The 24,236-nt window shown below is 57.7% G+C and carries 18 protein-coding genes and 1 tRNA gene; 9 read left to right on the plus strand and 10 right to left on the minus strand.

Features of this window, described 5'->3' with window-relative positions:
• Positions 1-6 precede the first annotated feature (6 nt).
• Both FHS27_RS04870 and def read right to left on the minus strand, forming a co-directional pair.
• Complete coding sequence (locus FHS27_RS04870; protein WP_184302502.1) at positions 7-1,014, minus strand: methionyl-tRNA formyltransferase; 1,008 nt, start codon at positions 1,012-1,014, stop codon at positions 7-9.
• Positions 1,011-1,595, minus strand: a complete 585-nt coding sequence (gene def, locus FHS27_RS04875; RefSeq protein WP_009097491.1) for a peptide deformylase — start codon at positions 1,593-1,595, stop codon at positions 1,011-1,013. The genes FHS27_RS04870 and def overlap by 4 nt, the downstream gene beginning before the upstream one ends.
• Positions 1,596-1,859: 264 nt before the next feature.
• On the opposite strand from def, the gene FHS27_RS04880 reads away from it, so the two are divergent.
• The 3 genes from FHS27_RS04880 (at position 1,860) to FHS27_RS04890 (ending at position 3,737) form a co-directional block, all read left to right on the plus strand.
• A tRNA-Gln gene (locus FHS27_RS04880) sits at positions 1,860-1,931 on the plus strand.
• Between the two features lie 856 nt (positions 1,932-2,787).
• Positions 2,788-3,174 (plus strand): CoA-binding protein, encoded by a 387-nt coding sequence (locus tag FHS27_RS04885; protein WP_184302505.1) that lies wholly within the window; start codon positions 2,788-2,790, stop codon positions 3,172-3,174.
• A gap of 2 nt (positions 3,175-3,176) precedes the next feature.
• Positions 3,177-3,737: a GNAT family N-acetyltransferase gene (locus tag FHS27_RS04890; RefSeq protein ID WP_184302508.1), complete on the plus strand. Its 561-nt coding sequence runs from the start codon at positions 3,177-3,179 to the stop codon at positions 3,735-3,737.
• Positions 3,738-3,748: 11 nt separating this feature from the next.
• Here FHS27_RS04890 and FHS27_RS04895 read toward each other — a convergent pair whose 3' ends face one another.
• Positions 3,749-4,303, minus strand: coding sequence for a sugar O-acetyltransferase (locus FHS27_RS04895; RefSeq protein ID WP_184302511.1), 555 nt, complete (start codon positions 4,301-4,303; stop codon positions 3,749-3,751).
• Between the two features lies 1 nt (position 4,304).
• Positions 4,305-5,111, minus strand: coding sequence for a YdeI/OmpD-associated family protein (locus FHS27_RS04900; protein ID WP_184302514.1), 807 nt, complete (start codon positions 5,109-5,111; stop codon positions 4,305-4,307).
• A 432-nt stretch (positions 5,112-5,543) separates the two neighbouring features.
• Here FHS27_RS04900 and FHS27_RS04905 point away from each other — a divergent pair, with 432 nt between their 5' ends.
• Complete coding sequence (locus tag FHS27_RS04905; RefSeq protein ID WP_184303378.1) at positions 5,544-5,786, plus strand: hypothetical protein; 243 nt, start codon at positions 5,544-5,546, stop codon at positions 5,784-5,786.
• A 301-nt stretch (positions 5,787-6,087) separates the two neighbouring features.
• Here FHS27_RS04905 and FHS27_RS04910 read toward each other — a convergent pair whose 3' ends face one another.
• Both FHS27_RS04910 and FHS27_RS04915 read right to left on the minus strand, forming a co-directional pair.
• Positions 6,088-7,782, minus strand: a complete 1,695-nt coding sequence (locus FHS27_RS04910; protein WP_184302516.1) for a sulfatase family protein — start codon at positions 7,780-7,782, stop codon at positions 6,088-6,090.
• Between the two features lie 459 nt (positions 7,783-8,241).
• A complete protein-coding gene (locus tag FHS27_RS04915) occupies positions 8,242-10,389 on the minus strand; it encodes a hypothetical protein (RefSeq protein ID WP_184303339.1) in 2,148 nt (715 codons plus the stop codon).
• A 1,327-nt stretch (positions 10,390-11,716) separates the two neighbouring features.
• Between FHS27_RS04915 and FHS27_RS04920 the strand changes: the two genes are divergently transcribed.
• Positions 11,717-13,510, plus strand: a complete 1,794-nt coding sequence (locus tag FHS27_RS04920) for a GAF domain-containing protein (RefSeq protein ID WP_184302520.1) — start codon at positions 11,717-11,719, stop codon at positions 13,508-13,510.
• Between the two features lie 174 nt (positions 13,511-13,684).
• On the opposite strand, the gene FHS27_RS04925 is transcribed toward FHS27_RS04920, so the two are convergent.
• The 3 genes from FHS27_RS04925 to FHS27_RS04935 all read right to left on the minus strand — a co-directional run bounded on the left by FHS27_RS04925 (position 13,685) and on the right by FHS27_RS04935 (position 16,483).
• On the minus strand, positions 13,685-14,413 hold the full coding sequence (locus FHS27_RS04925) for a metallophosphoesterase family protein (RefSeq protein ID WP_184302523.1): 729 nt from the start codon (positions 14,411-14,413) through the stop codon (positions 13,685-13,687).
• 8 nt (positions 14,414-14,421) lie between these two features.
• Entirely contained in the window at positions 14,422-15,183 is a 762-nt protein-coding gene (locus tag FHS27_RS04930; RefSeq protein ID WP_184302527.1) for a YqgE/AlgH family protein, read from the minus strand.
• A 271-nt stretch (positions 15,184-15,454) separates the two neighbouring features.
• The gene (locus tag FHS27_RS04935) at positions 15,455-16,483 is read right to left on the minus strand and encodes a ketoacyl-ACP synthase III (protein ID WP_184302530.1); all 1,029 of its coding nucleotides are present in this window, start codon (positions 16,481-16,483) and stop codon (positions 15,455-15,457) included.
• Positions 16,484-16,750: 267 nt separating this feature from the next.
• Between FHS27_RS04935 and FHS27_RS04940 the strand changes: the two genes are divergently transcribed.
• From FHS27_RS04940 to FHS27_RS04955, 4 genes are all read left to right on the plus strand, one after another.
• Entirely contained in the window at positions 16,751-17,719 is a 969-nt protein-coding gene (locus tag FHS27_RS04940; protein WP_184302533.1) for a UDP-glucuronic acid decarboxylase family protein, read from the plus strand.
• A gap of 375 nt (positions 17,720-18,094) precedes the next feature.
• Entirely contained in the window at positions 18,095-19,909 is a 1,815-nt protein-coding gene (locus FHS27_RS04945) for a cation:proton antiporter domain-containing protein (protein ID WP_246419114.1), read from the plus strand.
• A gap of 232 nt (positions 19,910-20,141) precedes the next feature.
• On the plus strand, positions 20,142-21,338 hold the full coding sequence (locus FHS27_RS04950) for a hypothetical protein (RefSeq protein ID WP_184302539.1): 1,197 nt from the start codon (positions 20,142-20,144) through the stop codon (positions 21,336-21,338).
• A 54-nt stretch (positions 21,339-21,392) separates the two neighbouring features.
• The gene (locus FHS27_RS04955) at positions 21,393-22,637 is read left to right on the plus strand and encodes an outer membrane protein assembly factor BamB family protein (protein WP_184302542.1); all 1,245 of its coding nucleotides are present in this window, start codon (positions 21,393-21,395) and stop codon (positions 22,635-22,637) included.
• Positions 22,638-22,811: 174 nt separating this feature from the next.
• Here the strand turns inward: FHS27_RS04955 and FHS27_RS04960 are convergent, their stop codons facing one another.
• A complete protein-coding gene (locus FHS27_RS04960) occupies positions 22,812-23,978 on the minus strand; it encodes a TlpA disulfide reductase family protein (protein ID WP_184302545.1) in 1,167 nt (388 codons plus the stop codon).
• Positions 23,979-24,236 lie beyond the last annotated feature (258 nt).

Raw genomic sequence — 24,236 nt, forward strand, 5'->3', positions numbered from 1 at the left:
GCCTGTTCAGTTCTTGCCGAATCGGAATCCTGCCTCAAGGCGGTGGCCACGGATGAATTCGGCAGCATCCATTTCGTTTTTGCCCGCCGGTTGCAACCGCTCCACAATCACGCGTCCATCGCCGCATCCGATCGCCATCTCACCTTTCGTTTCCGTAGCGAGCAAGCACCCGATCTGGTTCGGACCGACTGCTGCGTCAACAACCGGTGTCACCTTGCGGATCGCCAACCGGATGGGAGGTTTTCCAGGTTTGGTTTCCGCGAACGTGAACGCGACCGGCCAAGGCTGCATCCCACGGACGAGACAATCGATGTGCCGTGATGATTTCGACCAATCGATCTCCGCTTCTGCTTTGCTCAGCCGAGCCGCTTTCGAAACCTTCGACGCGTCTTGAACCGAACCCAACGCGGGCAAGGGCTGTTCGCCGTCATGGTTGATGAGTTCCCGCTGCAGCAGCGTGATCGCTTCCAACGTGGCATCGACGCCGATTTGTGACAATCGTTCTTCGAGTTCACCCGCCGTTTCGGTTGAGGAAATCGGCGTTCGCCGCGTCGCGAGAATCGGCCCACCATCGAGCCGCGGTGTCATGTGAATGACGCTGACGCCCGTCTCCTCGTCACCGCTGAGTAAAGCACGTTGCACCGGCGCTGCGCCGCGGTAGGCGGGCAGCAATGATCCATGCAAATTGATACCGCCCCATTTTGATGACGCGAGCGCGGGTGGACGCAAGATCTGCCCGTAATCGCAAACCACCATGAGGTCCGCCGCGAATTCATTGAGCCGCTCGACCGCCTCGGAATCGTTAATGCTCTCGGGGGCTTCGATCGGCAACCCGTGTTCAGTGGCCCAGTCTCGCACCGGTGCCGGTGGCGGGCCGCCTCGACTTTTCACCGGAGGCATCGGACGCGTGATCACGACCGGAATGTCATGACCGGCGGCGCGAATGGCTTCGAACGATGGCACCGCGAACGGCCCCGTCCCCATCAAAACGATTCGCAGTTTATCGGAACTCATGTGTACGTTTTTTCCCAATGTGCCAATCGCTTTGCCAACTCAGCGTCGTCGGGAATGCTGCCCGTGTTGCGGAGCGATTGGAACGTGGTTTCGAATTCTGCCAAACCGTGCTCGAGATCCCGCATCGCTTCGTTGCCAATGCGATCGAAAAACATCACCCCGTCGAGATGGTCGACTTCGTGTTGCACAACACGCGACAGAAAACCGTCGAGTTCCTGGTTGATCTCTTGGCCTTTCAGATCGTAGCCCTGCAGCCGTACCGTCTTGGGGCGTTTCACTTGGGCGAACAAACCCGGCACACTCAGACACCCCTCTTGGCCCGCTTCGCTGCCTTTGGGACGGTCAATCACTGGGTTAATCACGACCCATTCCTGACCCTCGCCTCGCACGCCGCTGGCGTTGGCAACGAACATTCGAATGGGAAGATCGACCTGGTTCGCCGCCAATCCGACCCCCTCGTTTTCGTACATCAGATCCAGCATCTCGGCCGCCATCGCGTGCAGCTTGGCATCGACGCGGGCGATCGGACGGCTCCGATGGCGAAGTGTGGGGTGCGGGAAATGAATGATCGAAAGGGCCATGGCATCGACAAAATTTAGAACCGGCAAGAAAAACCAACCAATAACATGATGGATTGACCCCGCTTTGATAAGACGACAAGGGAATGGGGAGGTGACAGGTCGTAGGTTTCCTCCTGTCGTCCTGTCTCCCTCCCTCCCCCCAACCCGGCGGGCTCAAAAAATTTTCACGCAACCGGCCAGAATCCGCATAATCTCCTCTTCAGCAACCCGCATTCGACTGCTAAACTTCGCCTCGTCGCAAGGAACCCACCCGGTTCCTCCCGATACCCCGTGGTGTAATTGGCAACACAGCTGGTTTTGGTCCAGCCATTCTAGGTTCGAGTCCTAGCGGGGTAGCTTAATGGCAAGACACCAAGAGCCGATTGAAGACATACCCAGTTATTTACGGGGTTTTCTTCAATCGGCTTTTTTCGTGTCTCCGAATATCTGCCCTTGGCCTGCGCTGTCGGTGGTGGATTTCGTGGTGTTTTTGGTGTGCCGTTTCGGCCACCCCTTCTGCGTTCGCTCGAATCTCGCGGGAACAATCGGGGGTTGGTTTGGGGGATTCCGGCGGCGTTCTGGTCGCGCCAACAATCTTGGCACCCTGCTGAATCCGAAAACGGAACGCGAGAGGCTGGTCTGGGTGATCGGATCGCGCGACGATCGCGTCTCATTCAAAACCATCTCGAATAACCTTGCACCCTTGTTCCCAGGCTCCGCCTGGGTACACGCCGCACCGGAGGCTCCTGCCTCATAAGTCCGAAACCGACAGGCAGAGCCTGTAAGGCATTGCGTTCCCAGGCGGGAGCCCGGGAACGAGTTGGTTGAGTCATCGTCGAGGTTTGGTATGAGCGAGCAGATGAATTACGCGATCACGCCTGAGCTAACACCGTCTGCACGGACTGGATGTAGCCAGCCGAGTTCTTGTACCCAGGCTCCGCCTGGGTACACGCTGCACTGGAGGCTCCTGCCTCATAAGGCCAAGACCGACAGGCAGAGCCTGCAAGACATTGCGTTCCCAGGCAGGAGCCTGGGAACGAGGTGGTGGATTCAAACGCCAGCCCAGCATCATCGACTGTTGTGTGTTCGGAGAGATCGATGCTTTCACGTCCCGATGGTTCGCGTAGAATGTCGCGTTCACATAAACAGAGACGCGCGAGATCGTGATTTTATTTCACGCGGGCGCCGAGTAACTCAAGAGAGACTCGCCACAATGAACTCAATCGAAAATTTTCTCGCTGCGAAAACATACGCCGTCGCCGGCGCATCGGCCCGCACGCATAAATACGGTTACAAGGTTTTCAAAGCCCTCCTGGCCGCCGGACGCGAGACGTATCCGCTCAACCCAGTCACGGAAGAAATTGAAGGCCACAAGGCGTATCCGAAAATCGCGGACCTCTCAATCGTCCCCGAAGCACTTTCGATCATCACGCCACCAGAAATCACCCGGCAAGTCATCGCCGACGCGATCGCAGTCGGCGTGAAGCACATCTGGATGCAGCCAGGGGCGGAGCACGAGCAGGCCAGTGAGTCGGCACGCCAGGCTGGCATCAACGTCATCGACGACGGCAGTTGCATTCTCGTCCTATTGGCCCGCTAATCATGACGCGCGGCAATGTGAACATTCGCAACGCCACGGACCAGGATCGTGATTCGATTCTTGCTGTCCATATGAATGCCTTTGGCGAGGGCGAAGGGCCGGTGATTGCCGAGCTCGTCGATGAGATGCTCGATGACGCTTCCGGCGAGCCGATGCTATCGCTTGTCGCTGAAACGGACGGCGAACTCGTTGGACATCTTCTTTTTACGTCCGCAAAAATCGAACCAGGCCTTGACCAAGTTTGTGCAAGTATCCTCGTACCTCTGGCGGTTGTGCAAGATCGACAACGCCAGGGAATTGGCGGTCTTTTGATCGCAACCGGGCTACGCCTGCTGGAGGAATTTGGCGTCGACCTCGTCTTCATTCTCGGCTATCCCGACTACTATTCGCGGTTCGGGTTTCGTCCCGCAGGTGTCCGGGGGCTTCAAGCAACCTACCCGATCCCACCTCAAAACGCAGACGCGTGGATGGTGAGGGAACTGACGTCTGGAAAGATCGAGAATTGCAAGGGAACGGTTCGCTGCTCCAATGCATTAGACCACCCGCAATACTGGATTGAGTGAGACGCACGCGGTTATTCGAGCTCGCGAATGATCTTGGCCGGGTTCCCCGCGACAACCACTCCGGCGGGCACGTCCTTCGTCACCACGCTGCCGGCACCGATGACGCTTCGATCGCCAATCGTGATGCCGGGGCAAATGGTCGTTCTTCCGCCAATCCAAACATCGTCGCCAATCGTGACCGGTTTGCCGGACTCCTGCGTGCGGCGGAGCTCCGCGTCCAATGGATGTGTGGCGGCATAGATGTGGACGCCGGGGGCGACAAAGACGTTGTTGCCGATCCGCACTTCGCAAACGTCCAAGATCACGCAATCGAAGTTGAAGTAGACCTTCTCGCCGAGATAGATGTTGGTCCCGAAATCACAGCGAAAGGGTGGTTCCAACCAAACGGAATCGCCGCCGCTGCCGAACAGTTCCGTCAAAAGGTCTCGCAGTCGCTTTTCATCGCGAGGGTCATTCGTATTGATCGCGCGACAGCGTTCCCTCGCAATCATTCGAGCCTCCGCCAAATCCGGATCGTTCGGGGCATAGAGCTCGCCGGCCAACATCTTCTCGCGTTCACTCGCCACTCTATTTACTCCCAAGCTTCGATGCTGCTTTTACGAATCGCTTGACCACTTTCGCATCGACCTCGTCGAGGCTCTTGTACGTCAAATGCCGCCGGAATTTGCCCTTGCCCTCGAGCAACCCGTTCGGATCGTCGAGCTCGTTTCCTTTGGCGAACGACAACTGAACGTGAGCCTTGTACGGGAACACACCACAGAACGGACCTTCTTTCTCGTCCGGTTTCAGCGTGTAGAGCGTCCCACCGTACTTCGCAATCTTGGTTGACTTCAGCGCGGCCGTCATGACGAGCGCGTCGAGTGTTTCGATTAGGTTCTGTTTCTCCGCATCGGTCATTGCTTTGGCCTTTTCAGCTAACAAAAAATCAATCGTCTCTTCGACGCGACGCTCCCGAGTTTCCACCTTCTTCGCCGAAGCGACACGATAGCAGAGACCGCGGCGTTTGCCCGCCGTTGATTGGTTCCATGCGTTCATCGCGTCGTCGTTGGCTTCCAATGCGAACTGCAGTTCGTTGGGCACGGTGATCGCGTCCTGATGCGCGATGTCAAACGACACCCGCACACGGTCGCCCATGGTCACCCCGCACAACTTTTGAAGTTTCTTCGACACCATCAGGTACCACCTGCCCTTGGTGGGCATCAAAGCCCCTTCGATGCGGATGCCTTCGATCTCTCCGTCAATCCGCAAACGTTTTGACTCGCTGAAGTCGAGTTGAGACACGACGTCCTTGGGCACGTAGACGACCGAAAAGACAATCTTGCTCAAGCCATATTTCACGATTTTTGCGTCGAAGTTGTAGGGGTAATCACTCATGTGGCTTCGAGTCGTTGGACCGGAGAAGATGCTCGGCGGATTCAAGTTTGCTCACGTGTTGTATCCGCAAAGGCGAACGCAGTGCAGCCGGTCAACGCCAGTGATCGTCTCGATGGCTTTCGAGATTTTCTCGTCGAGTTTGCGTGCGAGAGAGTTTCTGTCAATGACGTCGGTCGTCCAAGGTCGCGACGTTCGCCAGAATGTGGTCCACCGGGGGCGACAACCAACCTGGAACTGCTTTGGATGGCATCACTGGGGCAGTCGACGAGGTCGCAGGCGTGATCTCAAGCGCGGGGCCTTGATTGATCGGCACGGTGATTCCTCGGCGCGTAGCTTGAGGGCGCAAGGCTATCTACTGTCACAAGTGGTTGTTCGTGGACGAGCACTACGGAGGGGGATGTCGAGGCTAGTCGCGAGCGATCGCGGGCGTGGATGTCGTTGGCAGGCGTGGATAAGTCTCGGATCGGCCGAGCGAGCTATTGGAATCGTGAGGTTGTGCCTCGGCTGACGGCAGCCTCCGATGGTGAGTGGGTTCGTGGCGACGAAGTCCGGAGGCGACTGAAGTTGACGACCTGCGAGCTGGCCCACCTTCGCGAATCAGGGGCGTTGCCGTTCCAAAAGAATGGCAACGCGTTTCTCTACCACCTCAATGATGTGAAGCCGGATCGCTCCTGACGCAAACGCCAAATGACCTTGCTGGTTCCTCCGCGCGGCTGCGTGGGTAGGCAGAAAGGAAAGGGCCATGCGTTATCATCTTGCCGGGTGTTGGGTGAGGGGGACTGTTGGTTTGAGGTGACTGGCGGGTCGACGCGTTGGATGCTTTGATGGGAGAGCAGCGGTGGGCGGGGTGGGGATGTATGTTGGGGTGGGGCCTGGGGGCCTGCTCAAGGGCCTGAGCAGGCTACGTGAGTGGGGTTGGTTGTGGCCGCCTCACGGTGTGAGGCGGATGCTTTGGCTAGAAGCTAGAAGCTAACCGCTATTCCCCTTTCCAAGTTTGGATGTTGCGTTTTCCGGCTTGGAGTTCTTGGAGGCGGCGTTGGAGGTAGCGGTGGGAGACTTGTTCGGCTTCGGCTCGGTCGGCTTCGTCGTAATTCCAGAACCGTTGGACGATCTCTTCGCATTTCGGGTAGTGCGAACCGTCGTCGCCGACGCGTTGGCGGGTTTCGGCGAGCCGTTTTTTTAGCTCCGCCACGAGGCTGGCGTGTTCGGGGTTGTCGATCAAGTTGGTGGTCTCGTGCGGATCGTTGACGAGGTCGTACAGCTCCCATCCCGCGGGCGTTTGGTAGCCGCCGTCGTAATTGCACCCGTAGTAATAAATCAGCTTGTGCGTCTTGGTGCGGATGCCCATGTGGCCGGGGTTGTCGTGGTGGGCCATGTGCATCCAGTAACGGTAGTACGCTTCCTGTTTCCAGTCGTCGGGTTCGTTGCCGGTTTCGAGCAGCGATTTGAATGAGCGTCCTTGGACCGATTCGGGGATCGTGGCGCCGGCGAAGTCCAGCATGGTGGGCCCGTAGTCGACGTTTTCGATGATCGTGTCGAAGCTTTGACCGGCTTTGACGGTTAGTGGGTAGCGAACCAGGAACGGCATCCGCTGCGACTCTTCGAACATCCACCGTTTGTCTTGGTAGTCGTGCTCACCGAGCATGAAGCCTTGGTCGCCGGTGTAAATGATGACGGTGTTGTCGAGTTGCCCGGTGGACTCGAGGTAATCGAACAGTCGTCCGAGGTTGTCATCGATGCCTTTGACGCAGCGGAGGTATTTTTTGAGGTACGCGTTGTACGCGAACCGCGTGTTTTCTTCGTCGGTGTGGTTTTTCGGATCGAAGTTTTTGGGGAACTCGTTGGGGTACAGTTTGGGCAGGTCTAAGAGGTAGGACCGGCGTGGGTTCCGGCCTCCGATGGAGGTGCCGATGTGAGGCAGGAGTTCGTCGTTGGCGCCGCGTGTTGCGATCGATCCGAAACGTGGGGATCGGTTCCAAAGCGTTTCGGGTTCGGGGATGTTGACGTCGGCCAAGTACGATTCGTATCGGTGGGCGTTGTCGAAATAATCGTGGGGTGCTTTGTAGTGATGCATCAAGAAAAACGGTTTGTCGGTGTCCCTGCCTTCTTTGAGCCATTCCAACGTGAGGTCGGTGATCGCGTCGGTCGAGTGTTTGCCTTCGAATTTGATCGTGTTCTTGCCCCACGGTTTGTCGCCGCGGACGCGGAAGTCGGGGTTGTGGTAATGACCTTGCCCCGGGAGCACGCAGTAGTAGTCGAAGTCGGCCGGTTCAGCTTTGAGGTGCCACTTGCCGATCATCGCGGTTTGGTACCCGGCGTCTCGCATTTGAATGGCGAGCATTTGTTTGCCGGGATTGACGACGCCCCCAAGGTCAAAGGAACCGTTGACATGGTTGTACTGGCCCGTCAACACGCAAGCGCGTGAGGGGGAGCAGATCGAGTTGGTGCAGAAGGCGTTGGTGAACATTGCACCTTCTTTGGCCAGCCGGTCGATGTTCGGTGTGGGGGCGACTTCGGCGAGCCGTCCGCCGTAGGCCGAGATCGCGTGCGCGGCGTGATCGTCGGACATGATGTAGAGAACGTTGGGGCGATCCTCAGCCATGAGAGGCGTCGCCGTGAGTAACGCGGCGATGAACAGGCAGCTTCGATGGAGCATCAATTTCGAATTCATTTACGTGCACCTTGGGGACGGTGTGGGACGGGGTGGTGATGGAGTGTCGGACGAGGTGACGACGGATGAAGGGCGACGACGGCGGGAGGGCGAGACAAGTCCATAGGTTTTGCGGTCGCGGATTGGCGACGAGGATGTTGGTTGAGCAAGCCAACATGGATGTCGGCGTTGGCACCTGAACGTTCGCTTGTGACTCGTTTCGTCCTGGCGAGTTTAACCGCGCGACTGGCGAGGTTCACCACCCTTGGCGAGCAGAACGAGGAGATTGAGGTGGAACAGGGAAAGAGGAAGACAGGAGGCAGGAGTTAAGAAATTGACGCCTCGCGAACTGCGAACCTGTCACCTTCGACTCGCGCATAAAAAAACCGCGTGAGCGAGATGCTCACGCGGTTTCATGAATGGTTTTCCTTCGACGGGGCTGGTGGTTAGGCCAGACTCGTCATGAGGGAATCCGATCGACTAGCCACCGCAGGTGGTGCAGCCTGCACCGGTTTGCATGACGGGAGCCGATTGCACAGGAGCCGACTGATAAACAGGAGCCGATTCCATCACAGGAGCACTTTCGTAGCTTACGGCGGGTGCGCTGTAAACTGGGACCTGGATGGTGGTCGGGACTTGCTTGCAGACTTGAACCGAAACTTCTTTCATCGTCGTCACTGGGACGCAGACGGTGTAGCTTTCCGGAACTTCTTCGGTGACGGTGTCATAGACGGTCACGTTGTAGTTACGGGTACGAGTTTCAGGAACGTTCACGGTGTAAGCAACTTCGCGGGTGCGTTGTTGCGTTTCCATGCGGGTCTTGTTGACCGTACGGGTGCGTTCTTCGGTCGTCATGGTCGTTTGTGGGACCATGCGGGTGCGAGTTTCAACGCGGGTCTTTTGAACAGGAACCATCCGAGTTTTGGTTTCGGAACGGTACTTGGTCACGTCGTACGAACGCTCACGAGTTTCTTGACGGCACTTTTGCACGGTGACGGTGCGCGAGCGTTGCTCGGTGGTCATCGTGGTGTAAGGAACCGTACGGGTGCGAGTTTCCATACGAGTCTTTTGCACAGGAACCATACGGGTCTTGGTTTCCGTGGTCATGGTGGTCACAGGGATTTCGCGGGTGCGAGTTTCCATGCGGGTCTTTTGAACAGGCACTTCGCGAGTTCGTTCTTCGGTGCGGTACTTGGTGACGGTGTAGTCACGGGTACGCGATTCTTGGCGAGTCTTCGTAACGGAAACCATGCGGGTGCGGGTTTCGGTACGGCACTTGGTCACGTTAACCATACGTTGACGAGTTTCGGCACGCATGCGGGTAACCGGGACCATACGGGTCTGGGTTTGGCAGGTGTACGAAGTCGTGGTGTAGGTGTAAGGAACCTTCGAAGTCGTACGTTGGTACGAAGTCGTTGGGACTTGTTGGGTGACGACGTTAGGAACGTAGACTTTGCGGTAAGTCACGGCTGGTGCACAAGCCGAAGCTGCTGCACTGCCGCCACAACCACAGCTGCTTTCGCAACCGCCGCATCCGCCACAAGGGCTTCCGCAGGCGCTGGTGGCACAACCACAACCGCTCGAAGCGGCTGGAGCTGCAGCAACAGCTTGGCACTCGTAGCTGCCGCCCATGTCTTTGGTGACCGTCTTCATGGTTGTCACAGGGACGCACTGGCTGACGGTACGGTAGGCGGTGTGAGTTTGTTGAACAGGAACACGCACGGTGTAGTTCTGGGCAACTTGCTCGGTGTAAGGAACGTTCACGGTGTAAGTCTGAGCGACTTGCTCAGTGTAAGGGACCGTTACGTTGTACGACTGTTCAACTTGCTCGGTGTAAGGAACGTTGACGGTGTACGTTTGGGTTTGCGTTTCGGTGTAAGGAACTTGAACGCTGTAAGTTTGGGTGACCGTTTCGGTGTACGGCACGCAAACTTGATAGCTTTGGGTTTGCGTGGTCGTGACAGGAACTTGAACGGTGTAAGTTTGCTCAACTTCTTCGGTGTAAGGCACGCACACTTGGTACGATTCTTCACGAGTTTGTTGAACAGGAACCTGAACCGTGTAAGTTTGCTCAACTTGCTCGGTGTAAGGAACGTTCACGGTGTAAGATTGAGTTTGCGTTTCGGTGTAAGGAACTTGCACCGTGTAGGTTTGCTCAACTTGGTCCGTGTAAGGAACCGACACTTGGTAGGACTGTTCGACTTCGGTCGTGACAGGAACCTGAACGGTGTAGGTTTCTTCTTCGGTGTACGGCACTGCGACTTGAACGTCGTAGGTTTCCGTACGGGTTTGAGTTTGAGGAACGTTAACGGTGTATTCTTGCGAACGTGTTTCCACGCGTGCAACTTGCTTCGTCACGCTCTTCATGCGGGTCTGGGTTTGACGCTGATACGTGGTGGTTGGGACCAATTTGGTCTCTGTCACGTACTGCGAACGCATGACCGTTTGCGTTTGATAAGACACGGTCGAGCCACAGCCCCCCGCGTCGCCATAGGCGGCAGCACCGCCACAAGCAACTGCCGAACCTGCAGAGGCACAATCGCCTCCGGTGGCGCAGCCGCCGCAATCACCGCATCCTGCGTGGACCGAAGCAGCAAACAACATCGCTGCAGCGAATCCCATAAACATCCTCATAACACTCGACTTCATTGAAAACCCTCTCGAAATGCTCACGACCTGTGAGGCAACAGAAGAAACACGGGTAAGCTTTAACGGCTGCGTATTCTGGGCGGACATCGCCCGTCAGCCCCAAAAGGTAGATGCTGGCGGATTCGTGTCAACAATAAGGCTTTGAATCCTGGACAAGTTTTTAGCTTTTTTCACTAATGTACGTTGGTATCCTTCAAGCAGGCGCATATCTCGCCCCTAACGGGGTGGCTTCATGTGCGTTTTGAAGCGCAACAATCGTGCGAATCCGCTCTTGTCGTGTGGGATTACGCGGAGCGAATGGGCGATGCCCGCGACGCAATTTGAAATTTCATCAAAGCCGTTTTGAATGCTCTGCAAAGCCGCTGTTGAAATGCCTGCAAAGCGGCTGTCGAGGTGCTCGGGCAAACGGCATCCATGGCTCTCGCGAAACCTCGCGGTCACGTGATCACGGAATGTCGGCTAAACAGCGTCAAAGTCCCAGTGAAGTGACTTCGTGAATTCCCGTCGGGCGGATGGACGAATGCCATGGCCGCGCTGTTGGGAGGCAAGATCGAGTCGCAAATCGGTTGATCGGACAACGCCTAAGTGAAGAGCCCCGGAGGGCGAGCCGGGTTTCGGGAGTGGATGTTTGGCCCGGAAGAGGAACCGTGCGGGGGCTGGAAGATGATGAGTCGTTGACGCCGTGTTGTGGTCGCCGACGCACGGCGGTGGTGGGGCGTGGCGCCACGGTCGGTGTTGCCGGGAGTGAGATATCGGTTGCTTCGAAGGCAGCAGCGCGAGGGGCAAATGAGGATCGAGCCGTGCGAAGGAAATCTTGGTTTAAATATGGATTGGGTTGGACATTCGGTTTGAGGCTAGAGCCTAGAGCCTAGAGGCTAGAGGCTAGAGGCTAGACAGGTGGCGGGTGTCGCGTGTCGCGTGGCGTTCTTGGTAGCGGGGGGGCGTGGTGGTGGTGTGGGGATTTGTGGGGGTGTTTTGAGCAAAATCAAAAAACTTATTGGATTTGCGTCGACTCTTTGGTTCCGCTTATTGTATTGCAGTTCGCGTGAAGCTTCCGGTAGGGCGTTGTGCGGGGCGGGATTGTCCCCTTGGGTGAGCGTGGAGACCCGCAGGCGGTGGAGGCATTGGATATATTGCCGTTGGATCCGTGCTACAAATTGTGGAAAGTAGTTGAAAACGGTTATCATTCTGCAAACATGTAGAACAGTGGTCATGGATTTGATGGTTTCGCTGCTGAAATGGTGGCACTGCCGAGTCGTCTGTGCACCTGCATGAAGGGCTTCCAGAGGTGGGGGGAAATCAACCTGTGTCGAAAATTATCTGGGTAGGCGATGGCAATGTGCCACCGGAGGGTTTGGTCGCCGACACAGCCAGCGATCCGGGTGGTGTACAGTGGGTGCGATCGGACTCGGTCGTCGAAGCCTTCCCGCTGCTGGAAGAAGAAGACGTCGTGGGCGTCTGGTTAGAGCGAAACAGCCTGCCGCAAATTTCAGAAGTTCGAGGCATCTCCCAGAGTGGATTGATGCTCCGCGACATGCCCGAGGGCGTCGCGTTGTTGGATTCGGATCTGCGAGTGATCTGGGCCAACCGCCAATTGTTGCAGTGGGCGGGCCGGGAAGAGGGCACGCCGCTGGGAATGACGTTCTACGAACTGTTGCACAACCCTGAAATCATGGGGCCGGACTTTTGTCCCTTCCACACGTCGCTGGCCACGGGCGACCAGAGTCATTCGACGTTGCACAGCGCCGGTAGTCAGTATTTCAAAGTCCACGCGGCCCCGATTCATTCGGCCGACGCACCGCGGCACCTGATCGTGACGATCAGCGACATCACCGAAGAGATTCTGCAAGAGCAGAAATTGGCGGCGATCCACCAGGCGGGACGAGAGCTCGCGGATCTCCGCCCGAACGAAATTTTTATGATGGAAGTCGACGAACGGATCGACTTGCTCAAGGACAACATTCAGCACTACCTGCGTGACTTGCTGAATTTCGAAGTGATTGAGATTCGCGTGCTCGAGCAATCCACGGGCGATCTCTTGCCGCTGTTGAGCGTTGGGATCGACGAGGAGGCATCGGATCGTCGCCTCCTGGCCCGGATGCATGAAAATGGGATCACCGGTTATGTCGCCGCCAGTGGTGTTCCTTATATCTGCCACGACGTGTTGAACGACCCTCTGTTCATCCCCGGTGTGGCCAACGCACGCAGTTCGTTGACGGTGCCGCTGATTTTGCACGATCAGGTCTTGGGCACGATCAATGTGGAGAGTCCGGACGTTTCGGCGTTCTCGGACAGCGATCTGCAGTTCCTCGAGATCTTCGCTCGCGACATCGCCTTCGCGCTCAATACGCTCGAACTGTTGGTGGCTCAGAAGGCGAACACGGCGCAGCAGAGTTGCGACGCGATTCATAGTGCGGTGGCGATGCCCGTGGACGCGATCCTGAATGACGCCGTCCATGTGATGGAGGGATACATCGGGCACAGTCCGGAGGTGATGGATCGTCTCGGACGTATCTTGCAAAATTCGCGAGACATCAAGCGAACGATTCAGCAGATCGGTCAAAAAATGACGCCTCTCGAGGCGGTCGCGGCGGACGAGAAGTCGGAACAGCACGCGGCGCTGCGAGGCCAGCGGATTTTGGTCGTCGATGAAGATGAACAGGTTCGCGAGGACGCCCACCGGTTGCTCGAGAAATACGGCTGTGTCGTGGAGACGGCACACGCGGGTGACGAAGCGGTGTTGATGGTCCGGCGAAGTGGTGGCGAGGATTCTTACGACGCCATCATCAGCGACATTCGGTTGTCCGACTACAGTGGCTATCAGTTGATGTTGCGGTTGGGCAAATTGATGGATCACGTGCCGATGATCTTGATGACCGGTTTCGGGTATGACCCGGGCCACTCGATCGTGAAGGCGAAGCAAAACGGTTTGCACCCCAAAGCGGTGCTCTACAAACCGTTCCGGTTGGATCAACTGATCGATGTCTTGAAGACCGTGCTCGAAGCAACCCCGAAGCCGCCGGGCGACGGCGGGGATTTGGCCGACGAAGAAAATGGGGCCGGGCATCCGACGACCACCTCCAGTGGTGCCCGGCCATAATTAGGGCGTCATGGTGGTTTGATCGAGCGACCGTGGAAGGTCGTGGCCCGCGAACCGCAGAGCGGCGTTTGTTAGTTGCTTGTTGTGTGGTGGGGCCGGCTCACGGCGTCAGCAGGCTAGGTGGTTGTGGCCGCCTCACGCTGTGAGGCGGATGTCTTGGCTGAAAGCTAAGAGCTAGTCAGCGGTTGTTGTTGGGGCTTTTTTTCTTAGCCATCGGATGCATCCGGTGAGGGCGTGTAGGAGGTGTTCGATGGGGACGCGGCGGACGTGGCCGTGCCGGTCGGCTTGCGTGACGCTGTGGGTTTCCAGGTTGACGGCGGTGAGGTATCCGCCGCCAAAGCAATACGTGTCGACGCCGACGAGGTGGGCGTGGCAGAGGATTTCGCCGCTCGGTTGGGGCGTGTGTCCGAGGTAGACTCGCTTGCCGCTGACGTGCGGCATCGGTACGGGGTTGGGCAGGTGGGCCCAGTACGTTAGCTCGTCGTTTTGGTCGGCGATGTTTTGCAGTGGGTTGTACATCGCGTGGACGAAGATCTCCGTATCGGTTTCGTGGAAGCGGTGCAGGTCACGAAAGAAGTCCAGGTGGCTCGAGGGGATCTTTGTTGCCGATCCGCCGTAGCTGGTCACGGTGGCTTTCCCGCCGCTGCGCATCCACGTTTCGTCATTGAGGTCGCTCATGACGACGCCCTGCAGCATGACTTCGTGGTTTCCCCGTAGTGCGATCACGCGGCACGTTTGCGAGAGTTGGATCAGTTGTTCGATCACGTCGCGTGAGTTCGGTCCGCGGTCGACGTAATCGCCGACAAAGATGACTTCGTCTTCACTGCCGAGTGACAGCGCGGTCAGCAGCGATCGCAATGCTTTGCCACATCCATGTACGTCGCCGATAACAAAGCGTGCCATGCGTCTTGCTAATTCACGCTCGGGTCGAAGCCGTCTTTCTCGTCGGGGAACGAGAGGTCCGGGCGGAGGTCTTTCAGAATGGCGTGGCCACAGCGGTGGACGAGTTTTTCCCACACGTCTTCGGGCGATTCGAAAATCGAGTCTGCGTCGGCGCGAGTCACCAGCCACCCGCCGGCTTGGAGTTCGCGATCGAGTTGCCCCGAACCCCATCCGGAATAGCCAACGATGAATTTCAGGCGTGACTCTTCGCGACGAACAAGGATACGGAGGTGGTCTTCATCGGCGGTCATCCAGGCGGGAACATCGGACCACTGGATCGACATCGATCCCCAGGGTTCGGCCGGGTGATCGTGCAGTGTGGTCTTGGTGCCGGCGGGGTCGTGATCGCTCGGCGTGCCGGTGGCGGAATCGTCCGGTTGGCCGCAGGGTTCACCGATCCCCGCGATTTCGTGGAGTGCTAGCAGCGGTCCTTCGACGGGGCCGCCGATGTAAATTTGGTCACGGTGGGGACCGTCGCTCGTCGAGCCGGAGCTGGAGGCCGTGTTGCCCGAGCCGCCCGGTGAGATGTCGGAGGGACTCGATTGCCACGACGGGCTCGACATTTCTACGACTTCTCCGAACCGTTTGGAGGAGCTGCGGTTGATCACGACGCCGAACGCGCCTTCGGAAGTGTGGCGAATGACAAACACGACGGCGCGGAAGAAATGCCCGTCAGTGAGGTAGGGAGACGCGACCAGGAAACAACCGGTGCAGTTTTGAGATTGACTCATTGTCGCCCTTTCCCTCTGTCAAAATGCGTCGTCACGATTCGTGGTCGTCGTCACGCGGTCGAAATCCGCGAATCGTTGTTTTGGTTTTCAAGGCTTGCGTCGTTGGCACGTCACGGCGTTGTCGGCGAATGGCGGTGTCCGTCTACAAGATGTCGTGTCGTCAGTGGGACGCGTCGGTTCGCGTCGTGGTAATGCGATGCGTTCGAATGTTTTTGGTGATGGGTGACGGGGCGTGCGATCCGAAAAGTCCGGCCGTTTCGCCACTGTATTTTTATGCTGGTCGCGTTTGTGGGTGATCGCCGATCCAGTGATCCTGCCAGAGGCATCCGGCCCATGAAAGTCCGACGCCGAAGCCGACGAGCATGTTGGTGTCCTCGGCGCTGAGTTCGCCGCGTCGACGAATTCGATCGATCAAGATCGGCAATGTACACGATACCGTGTTCCCGATATCCGCCAAGTCGATGGGGAGTCGTTCTTGGGACACATCCATCCGTTGCCGGAGTTGGTCGAGCATTTTCCAGGTGGCCTGGTGCATGAGGTAACGATGCACGTCGCTGTCGCTGAGCGAGTTCGCTGCGAGGATTTCGTCGACCAGCCGCGGGATCGCTTCGACGGTGAATCCGATCAGGCTGGGGCCGTCCATGTACAGGCGGCTCTTCCATCGTTTGCGGTGTCGTGGCGGGATGGCGGCTTCGGCCGGTCGTGCTCCACCGTCGCCGACGATCAGCATGTCCGCACCGCTGCCGTCGCTGCCGAATTGGAATCCCCACAAACTCGGTTTGTCACCGGCGGTTAGCAACGTGGCGGCCGCGGCGTCGCCGAAGATTGTTCGGAGGCTGCGGTCGTCTGCATCAATGTATTTACTGTACGTTTCCGCAGTCAGCAGGAGCACCCGTTTGGCCAGTCCGCTCTGGAACAGGCCGTCGGCCATTGCGAGGCCGTAGACGTAGCCGCTGCATCCGAGGTTGAAATCGACGGCGCCGCAGTGGGTCGGCAGGCCCAAGCGGTCTTGCAGCAGGCACGCCGTGGTCGGCAAGGGATAGTCAGGGGTTTGCGTGCACAGGAGTACAAAATCGATTGTCGCCGGATCGATCGACTCGCGTTCGAACAGGTCGACGGCGGCGTTGTAGGCGAGGTCCGCGGCGGTGACTTCGGGAGCGGCAATGTGCCGCTGTTGGATGCCGGTTTTTTCCGCGATCAGTTTCAGGTCCCAGTTGGGGAACTGCTCCTGCAGGCTGTCATTGTCTTCCACCCGTGGCGGCAAATGAACGGCAATCGGACCGATTTGAGCGTGAGGCACGTGAGTTTTCAGCGGGCGGGGAGAGGAAGTTTCGGAAATAAGTTGTGATGAGCGATCCACCAGTCATTGGGGCAAAGCGTACCAGCCTGCTCGCCCGGGTGGAAGGAATGCTAATTTCGCTGAGGAAGTACGGATTCTTTGGATTGCGTGAATCCTAACGGCCCTCCAACGTTCGTACCGATCTCGCGGCGGGTTCGTGGGTCGACAGATTCCGGGTTCCCAAGCACTATATCGGCTCTCTCATCCACCACACACGAAAGCATCTCAATGATCGATCGAATTCTCGTCACAGGCGGGGCCGGTTTTCTCGGGTCTCACATCTGCGAACGACTCGTCGAGGAAGGTCACGACGTCATCTGCCTGGACAACTTTTTTACCAGTCAGAAAACGAATGTGGCCCACCTGCTCGGCCGACCCAATTTTGAGTTGATCCGCCACGACATCACGTTGCCGATCCATTTGGAGGTGGACAAGATTTACAACATGGCGTGTCCCGCCGCACCGGGACACTATCAGTACAACCCGATCAAGACGATCAAGACCAGCGTGCTCGGTTCGATCAACATGTTGGGCATCGCCAAACGTTGTGGCGCGAGAATTTTGCAAGCGAGCACGAGCGAAGTTTACGGAGATCCCGAAGAGCATCCGCAAACCGAATCCTACCGCGGCAACGTCAACCCGATCGGAATCCGTGCGTGTTACGACGAAGGCAAACGTGTCGCCGAAACGTTGTTTATGGACTACCACCGCAGCAACAACGTCGACACACGCATCGTTCGGATCTTCAACACGTACGGACCGCGAATGCACCCGTATGATGGACGTGTGGTGTCGAACTTCATCCGCCAGGCTCTCGCGGGAGAAGACATTTCGTTGTTCGGCGACGGAACGCAAACGCGATCGTTCTGTTACCGCGATGACCTCGTCGAGGTAATCATTCGGATGATGAACCAGGACGAATTTGTCGGCCCGGTCAACATCGGCAACCCGGATGAATTCACGATCCGCGAACTCGCGGAAAAGGTGATCGCGATTTCAGGATCGTCGAGCAAGCTAACCTTTGCGCCGTTGCCCGCAGATGACCCCACCCGCCGGCGACCAGATATCTCGCTGGCCAAGGACAAGCTCGGTTGGGAGCCGGGGATCAAACTGGATGCCGGTTTGAAACAGACCATTGATTGGTTCAAGACGATTAACCTGGACGACTACCGGCCTCCAACACCGAACTACGCGTAACGCAACTCGGTAATCGCGATTGGCACGTCGGCGGGCCGCACAGTGCCGCACTGGGGCTCGCGTCGACGGACTAGCGAGGTCGTGCGGTGTCCGTTTGTGCGGGGTCCGTCTGGAAGAGACGGACCTGCGTGGACAATGTTCTGTGGGTGGGGCTGCATGGATAGGGTTCTGTGGGTGGCGTCGGTATCATGGGGGGGAACGTGACGGCATCTTCGTGGCGATGCGGCGAGCGTGGCTCGGCACTAGCGCCGTGACTCAGGATTAGGTAAACTACGACCCGTTCGCTCCCCCGCGGCACGTTCGGATGCAGTCTTTATTGGCGACTGCGGGCGTGTATCCTCTCTCGATCTCAGTGTAAAAGCCACGATGACCTGCATGGGATCTTTCTTAATCGGAGACGCCGGGGTAGTCGAAGTTGCCGCCGATGCCGCTGCGATGTTGTCACATGGCGAATCGATCGTCGCGACATCGTTGGGGCAAGCAGAACCGATCCACATCGCGACGACGGTCGGGTTGCTGCTGGCGTCCAGTTTGTTGGCGGGTCTGGCTAGCGAAATGTTGCGATTGCCGAAGGTCACCGCTTATTTGATTGCGGGTTTGTTGCTCGGGCCGAGCGTGTTTGATGTGATCCCGCACGAGCATCATCAATTCCTCGAGCCGCTGACCAAGCTCGCGATGGCGTTGGTGTTGTTTTATCTGGGGACGTTGTTTCCGTTCGATCAGATGCGGCGGATTCGTAAGAAGGCGATTCCGCTGTCGGCGGGAGAAATGTTCTTCACCGCGTTGTTCGTGACGGTGGGGATTTATTTGCTCGGCATGTCGCCGGCGCAGTCGGCGTTGTTGGGAACGTTAGCGATCGCGACGGCGCCCGCGACGACGATGTTTGTGTTGCGCGAGACAAACGCGGAAGGTCCGGTGACGAGCCTGACGGGTACGCTCGTGACGTTGAACAATCTTGTCGCGGTGGTGGCGTTCGAATTGGTGTGGTTGGGGATCGAGTTGGCGACGGCCAGTGATGCACAGTCATTGTCCGTTGGGGCGACGTTGATGCGTTTGGTGCGATCGCTCGGTGGTGCGTTTTCGCTAGGCCTGATCGGCGGGCTCGTAATGAGTTACGCGTGCGAAATCATGCACACGCGTCGTTGGTTGGTATTGCTCGTCGGGATGGCGTCGTTGTTGCTCGGCCTCAGCGAGTCGTGGAGCCTTCCGTACATGCTGGTGTTCTTGGTCGTGGGGGTGGTGGTCGTGAACTCGTCCAGTGGGACGCAAAAGATCACCGCTCAACTCGATTCGATCGGCGGGTTGTTGACGGTCGTTTTCTTTTCGGTCCATGGCAGCGAACTCGACCTGAGTCTGTTGGCCGATGTCGGTGTGATCGGTGCCGGCTACGTTGTCCTGCGAAGCGTCGGCAAGGTGTTTGGGATCTGGGTGGTCGCGTCTCGCACGGGAGCATCGCCGGAGATCAGGACATGGCTCGGGCCGGCGTTGTTAGCGCAAGCGGGTGTTGCGATTTCGCTCAGCGCCACGGCGACATCACGTAACCCTGACATCGCCGGGCATGTGCAAACGATCGTGCTCGGCACGGTGGTGGTGTTTGAAATTTTCGGACCGCTGCTGACGCGGGCTGCGGTGCTGCGAAGTGGCGAGATGCCGATCGCGAATTCGATCCACCATACATTCGGGACGCCGCTCAGTGCGCTGCGCAATGTGTTCACACGGTTGGCGGGTTCGGCGGGTTTGCTTAATAAGAAGACCGCTCTTTCGGAACGGATGCGGGTGGAACAGGTGATGCGCCGCAGCGTCGAGGGGATCGCCGAAAACGCGGACTTCAACGAAGTCGTTCATTTTGTCGAGCATTCGCACGACAACACATTCCCCGTGGTCGACGACGATCGATGCGTGGTGGGTTTGATTCGATTCGATTTGTTGAACCAAGCGTTCTTTGATCCGACGTCGGACCACCTCGTTCGAGCGGGTGACTTGGCAACGCCACCGGACCTGTTGCTCTACCCGTCGCAGCCGGTCCGCGCAGCCGTGGACTTGTTTCGCCAAACGAGTGATGACTGCGTGGCGGTGGTGACCGACGAGGCGCCGCACCGCTTGATCGCGACGGTTCGCCGGAGTGATCTGACGAGTCTGCTTATTCGAGATCGCAAAGCCGGGTTGGGCGGCAGCGAATCGTCCGAGTGACTCCCTCGGGATCGCCCGCCGTTTTGCAAAACGGGGCGAAGTGTTCAGTATTGCGTTACCGAGTACCGTACGCAGGTTCTACAATTGAATCGGCGAATTCTGCGGGGGCGTGAATGGTCGCTTTTTTTGACGCGTCACGAATTCAGTCACGGTCGCCGGGCTCGGGTATAACTGTTCGTGTGGTGAGGTCACTTGACTGCCACGAACGAACTCAACTCCCCGAGGATTCCGAATGAATAGCAAGAACGCAACTCGTCGCGTGCCCCGATCTCCCCGATTCAAACGTGTGTTCGCGGGTGTGGGGGTGATCGCGGTCATGTCGTGGTGCGGAATGGTTTCGCTCGCCAACTCGCAGGACGAATTGGCGGGCGCGTCGGTGTCGGACGCGATCCATGCGGTTCGGTCGATCGGACCCGAAGGTGCCGGATTCAACGACGCGGGTCGCGCGGCCGAGCGACTGAGAACGCTGCCGGGGACGCGTGTTTTCGAAGTGTATGAGGCGATGCAAGACGCCGGTCCGGTCGCGCAGAATTGGTTGCGAGGGATCGCCGGTGATATCGTTCGTGGTTCACAGCCGCCGACAGTCGTGGCGATCGAGTCGTACGTGCTCGATGAATCCAACAGTGATGTTGGGCGATCCACGGCGATGGGGCTGCTGCGCCAACTCGATTCGGATCGGTTTGATGAATTGTTGCCCGGTCGTCTCGATGACCCGAGTTTGTTGATTCGCGAAATGGCCGTCGCGGCAAAGGTTAAGGAGTTTGACGGTGGCAAAGACTCGTCGATAGCCACAGTTGACGAGGTTCGCCGTGTTTTGGAATCGGCGAGACATCCTGTTCAAGTATCGAATTTGATCAAGAAACTCGATTCGATGGGCGAGACCGTGACGACGGCGGATGCGTTTTCGATGATCAGACAATGGCGGGCGATCGGGCCGTTCGATAACCGAGGTGGAATCGGATTCGACGAGGCGTATGCACCGGAAGCGAAATTCGAAGCGACCGGACGAGTCGATTTAGCGGCGACGTACGACGGGAAGAACGGCCCGGTGAGTTGGATGGCTTTGGAAGCGAAGGGGGACGACGGTAAGGTGGACCTCGCGGCGGCGTATGACAAGGAAAAGGGGGCGGCCGCGTATGTGTACACCGAATTCGAATCGGCGATTGCGGCCGACGCCCAAGCACGCCTGGGATGTATCTGCGCCAGTCAGGCGTGGGTGAACGGGAAACAGGTGATGTCGAACGAGGTTTATCATTCCGGAACGAGAATCGATCAGTACGTCGCAGACATCCAATTGCTGTCCGGGACAAACCGCATCCTGTTGAAGATCTGTCAGAACGAGCAAACGCAGTCCTGGGCTCAAGAATGGGAGTTTCAGTTTCGTGTGACGGATCCGACGGGCAAAGGGTTGCAGAGCCGAGTGGAGTGATATTTGTGTGATGTGTTTGTCCCCTTTCGTTTTCTTTGAGCCAAAAGTGATTTTATGAACCGTGTCATCGTCTCTGTCGTTTTCTGTACTCGTTGGCTGTTGCTGCTGCTGTGTGTGATGTTGTTGGTCTCGTCTCGAAGTATGGCCGAACCGGTGACGGGGTGGTTTGGATTTCGCGGTGACGGGACGAGTGTTGCTGAGCGAGGCCCGTCGCGTTTGTCCATTGAGGATGACAGCAATCGAACGTGGAAGCGTGAGATGCCCGGCCGAAGTGTGGCCGGCCCAATCGTGATCGATGATCTCGTGATCACGACCAGTTCGTCGGGACCGAGCGAAGAGAACCTGTTCGTAACGGGGGTTGATCTGAACTCCGGTGCTGTCGTTTGGCAGCAACAGTTTCGCGCGACCGGCCGGCCGTTCTTTCATCCCACCGGCGCAGGTGCGGCTCCGTCGCCGGTTACCGACGGCGAGCGGGTGGTGGCGTTGTTCAGCAGCAATGATCTGGTGTGTTTGTCAACCGACGGAGCGTTGAAGTGGGTGCGGGGGTTGGGCCGCGACTACGAAAAGGCGGGGAACGATTTGGGGATGGCATCGTCGCCGGTAATCGCCGGGGACGTGGTGATCGTGCAGGTTGAAAGTCAGGGCGATTCGTTCGCGGCGGGGATTGATCTCAATACCGGTGAAAACCGATGGCGAATCAAACGCCCGCCTCTGGCAAATTGGTCATCACCGGCTGTCGTTCGGTTTGGTGACGGGGCGTACGAGGTCGTTTTGCAATCGCAGCAGGACGTGCTCGCCTTGGATGCGGGAACCGGCGAGACGCGTTGGACACTTGGGGAGGGGCGAGGGACGATTCCGTCACCAACGGTATCGGGCAAGCACATCCTATTGCCCGGCAGTGATCTGCTCGTGATGAAAGCAACCGCTCCCGGTGAAACGCCGGTGGAGTTATGGCGAGACGGGAAGTTGGCGCCCAAAAACCCGAGCGTCGCTGCGGGGCGTGACCAGCTTTACGTCCTCAAGGGTTCGGTGTTGTTGAAGGCGGATCTCGCGACGGGTGACACCGTTTGGAAATCGCGATTGTCGGGGCTCGGTGCCACGTGGGCGACGCCGGTGGTCGCGGGAAACTCGATCTATGTGTTCGACCAATCAGGAATCGGATTGGTGGTCGCCGACGGCGGTGACTCAGGTGAAGTTGTTTCGCAGGTTGAATTAGAAGAGGGCGTTCTGGGGACGCCCGCAGTCGCCAACGGGCGTTTGGTCGTCCGCAGCAAAACGATGTTGCACTGTTTCGAGTGATTGACGCGTCGCCTGAACGAAGAAAAGCCACCCGCCCGACGAGCGGGCGAGTGGCTTAATGGAGTCAGAGGCACTCGCGGGGAGTGAGACCGTCGATCGAAGTCCTGCACGACACGGTTCACAAGGTTTGGGAACCGGTGAACCGTTTGCGTTGCGGGATATCGAATCGGAAGACTATTTGTCTTCGTTCGATTCATCGCTCTCGGGGGCTTCCTTGGAGGACATTTCCTTGAGCTGATCGAGCATTTGTTGCATTCGCTCTTTCTGTTTGCCGGTGGAAGTTTCGACGGCTTTGACTTGGGCCTCGATCGCTTCATCGAAGTTTGACATCGACGCGTTCATTTGAGCGATCAGCACATACATGTATGGCTTGACTTCGTCTTCGGCACCGTCGACTTCGGCAACGAGGGCGTCGATGGTTTCTTTCGCCAGCGGGCCGGGGTCGGTGCCTTGTTGCATCGATGACATCAGACCGTAACCGAACTGCGTGATGGCTTGTGCGTCACCCTTGGCATCGGCGATTTGTTTGCGGAAGAAGTCAATGACTTCGTCGCTGCGGTCGCCGGCGTCGAGGCGAAGGTTGAATCGGAAATTGACGAGTTGTTCGCGGATCATTTCGCTCTGCGGGTCGTCACCCTTCATTTCGTCGATCACTTTGTCGACGACTTTGATCGCGTCCTCAAATTTGCCACTGCCGGCAAGTTGGTTGACCTTTTGCATCGCTGCGAGCAACTTTTGTTGTTGCTTCATTTCTTCCTTGTAGGCTTCGCGATCCCAAGTTCCGGCGACGACTGCGGCGAGCGGTTCGTCGAGTTCCATGGGGTGGCCGATCCATTCGATCAAACCCGATTTGCCGACCAGGAATGAGGACGGAATTCCGTTCTGTCCGGCGGCCCGCATGTAGTCTTCACTGACCGAGGCATCCGGGTCGACGGTGAGCGTGTAAGCACTGGTCAGTTCTTCGAACGTTTTGTCTTCGCCGGGATACTCTTTGGCGAGCATTTCCTCAACGGTATCGAGGTCTTCGTCCGAAACGCTGATGATCTGAACACCTTCGCCGCGATATTTGTTTTGCAATTGGACCAAGTGTGGCATGCTTTGGATGCATGGGCCGCACCAAGTCGCCCAAAATTCGACGACGTAGACTTTGCCCTTTTCGAACTCGGTGACTTCGCCAAACCCTTCTTTGGGTTCGTGCACGTAGTGTTCGATATCCAAAGCAGGTGCTTTGTCACCGATACCGAGAGTGACTTCGGCAGACGCGGGTTTTGCCATCAAAAGGCCCGTCAGCAGGACAGTCGAGGCCAGTGTGGCGGTAGTGCGAAAAAAGCGACGGTTCATTCGGAAACCTGAACGGGTGATATGTGGTTTAAACGGACGGGATTGGAGCCCCGAAATCTAAGGATACCGGTGGCCACGCGGCCCGTCGAGAGTTGGCGGGGGTGTTGGCACGCCAATCGGTGTCCCCGAAATAGCGAGAGAAACGGGGTTCGCACCAAAGTTCTCGACGATGGACTCGGTACCGACGGAAATCCAATTCCGGTGCAATTGAAATGCCGGAAACTGAAACGCCGGAAACCATGCATTTGCATCGCCAAA

Origin of the sequence: Aporhodopirellula rubra (assembly GCF_014192335.1) — a bacterium.
Lineage (GTDB): Bacteria > Planctomycetota > Planctomycetia > Pirellulales > Pirellulaceae > Rhodopirellula > Rhodopirellula rubra.

What these genes read in the sequence shown, in the direction of transcription:
- FHS27_RS04915 (WP_184303339.1), bottom strand. Translation starts at nt 10,389, where the DNA reads ATGTTTATGGGATTCGCTGCAGCGATGTTGTTTGCTGCTTCGGTCCAC.
- FHS27_RS04930 (WP_184302527.1), bottom strand. Translation starts at nt 15,183, where the DNA reads ATGAGTCAATCTCAAAACTGCACCGGTTGTTTCCTGGTCGCGTCTCCC.
- FHS27_RS04910 (WP_184302516.1), bottom strand. Translation starts at nt 7,782, where the DNA reads ATGAATTCGAAATTGATGCTCCATCGAAGCTGCCTGTTCATCGCCGCG.
- FHS27_RS04870 (WP_184302502.1), bottom strand. Translation starts at nt 1,014, where the DNA reads ATGAGTTCCGATAAACTGCGAATCGTTTTGATGGGGACGGGGCCGTTC.
- FHS27_RS04955 (WP_184302542.1), top strand. Translation starts at nt 21,393, where the DNA reads ATGAACCGTGTCATCGTCTCTGTCGTTTTCTGTACTCGTTGGCTGTTG.
- FHS27_RS04925 (WP_184302523.1), bottom strand. Translation starts at nt 14,413, where the DNA reads ATGGCACGCTTTGTTATCGGCGACGTACATGGATGTGGCAAAGCATTG.
- FHS27_RS04885 (WP_184302505.1), top strand. Translation starts at nt 2,788, where the DNA reads ATGAACTCAATCGAAAATTTTCTCGCTGCGAAAACATACGCCGTCGCC.
- FHS27_RS04945 (WP_246419114.1), top strand. Translation starts at nt 18,095, where the DNA reads ATGGGATCTTTCTTAATCGGAGACGCCGGGGTAGTCGAAGTTGCCGCC.
- FHS27_RS04890 (WP_184302508.1), top strand. Translation starts at nt 3,177, where the DNA reads ATGACGCGCGGCAATGTGAACATTCGCAACGCCACGGACCAGGATCGT.
- FHS27_RS04900 (WP_184302514.1), bottom strand. Translation starts at nt 5,111, where the DNA reads ATGAGTGATTACCCCTACAACTTCGACGCAAAAATCGTGAAATATGGC.
- FHS27_RS04905 (WP_184303378.1), top strand. Translation starts at nt 5,544, where the DNA reads ATGTCGTTGGCAGGCGTGGATAAGTCTCGGATCGGCCGAGCGAGCTAT.
- FHS27_RS04960 (WP_184302545.1), bottom strand. Translation starts at nt 23,978, where the DNA reads ATGAACCGTCGCTTTTTTCGCACTACCGCCACACTGGCCTCGACTGTC.
- FHS27_RS04940 (WP_184302533.1), top strand. Translation starts at nt 16,751, where the DNA reads ATGATCGATCGAATTCTCGTCACAGGCGGGGCCGGTTTTCTCGGGTCT.
- def (WP_009097491.1), bottom strand. Translation starts at nt 1,595, where the DNA reads ATGGCCCTTTCGATCATTCATTTCCCGCACCCCACACTTCGCCATCGG.
- FHS27_RS04950 (WP_184302539.1), top strand. Translation starts at nt 20,142, where the DNA reads ATGAATAGCAAGAACGCAACTCGTCGCGTGCCCCGATCTCCCCGATTC.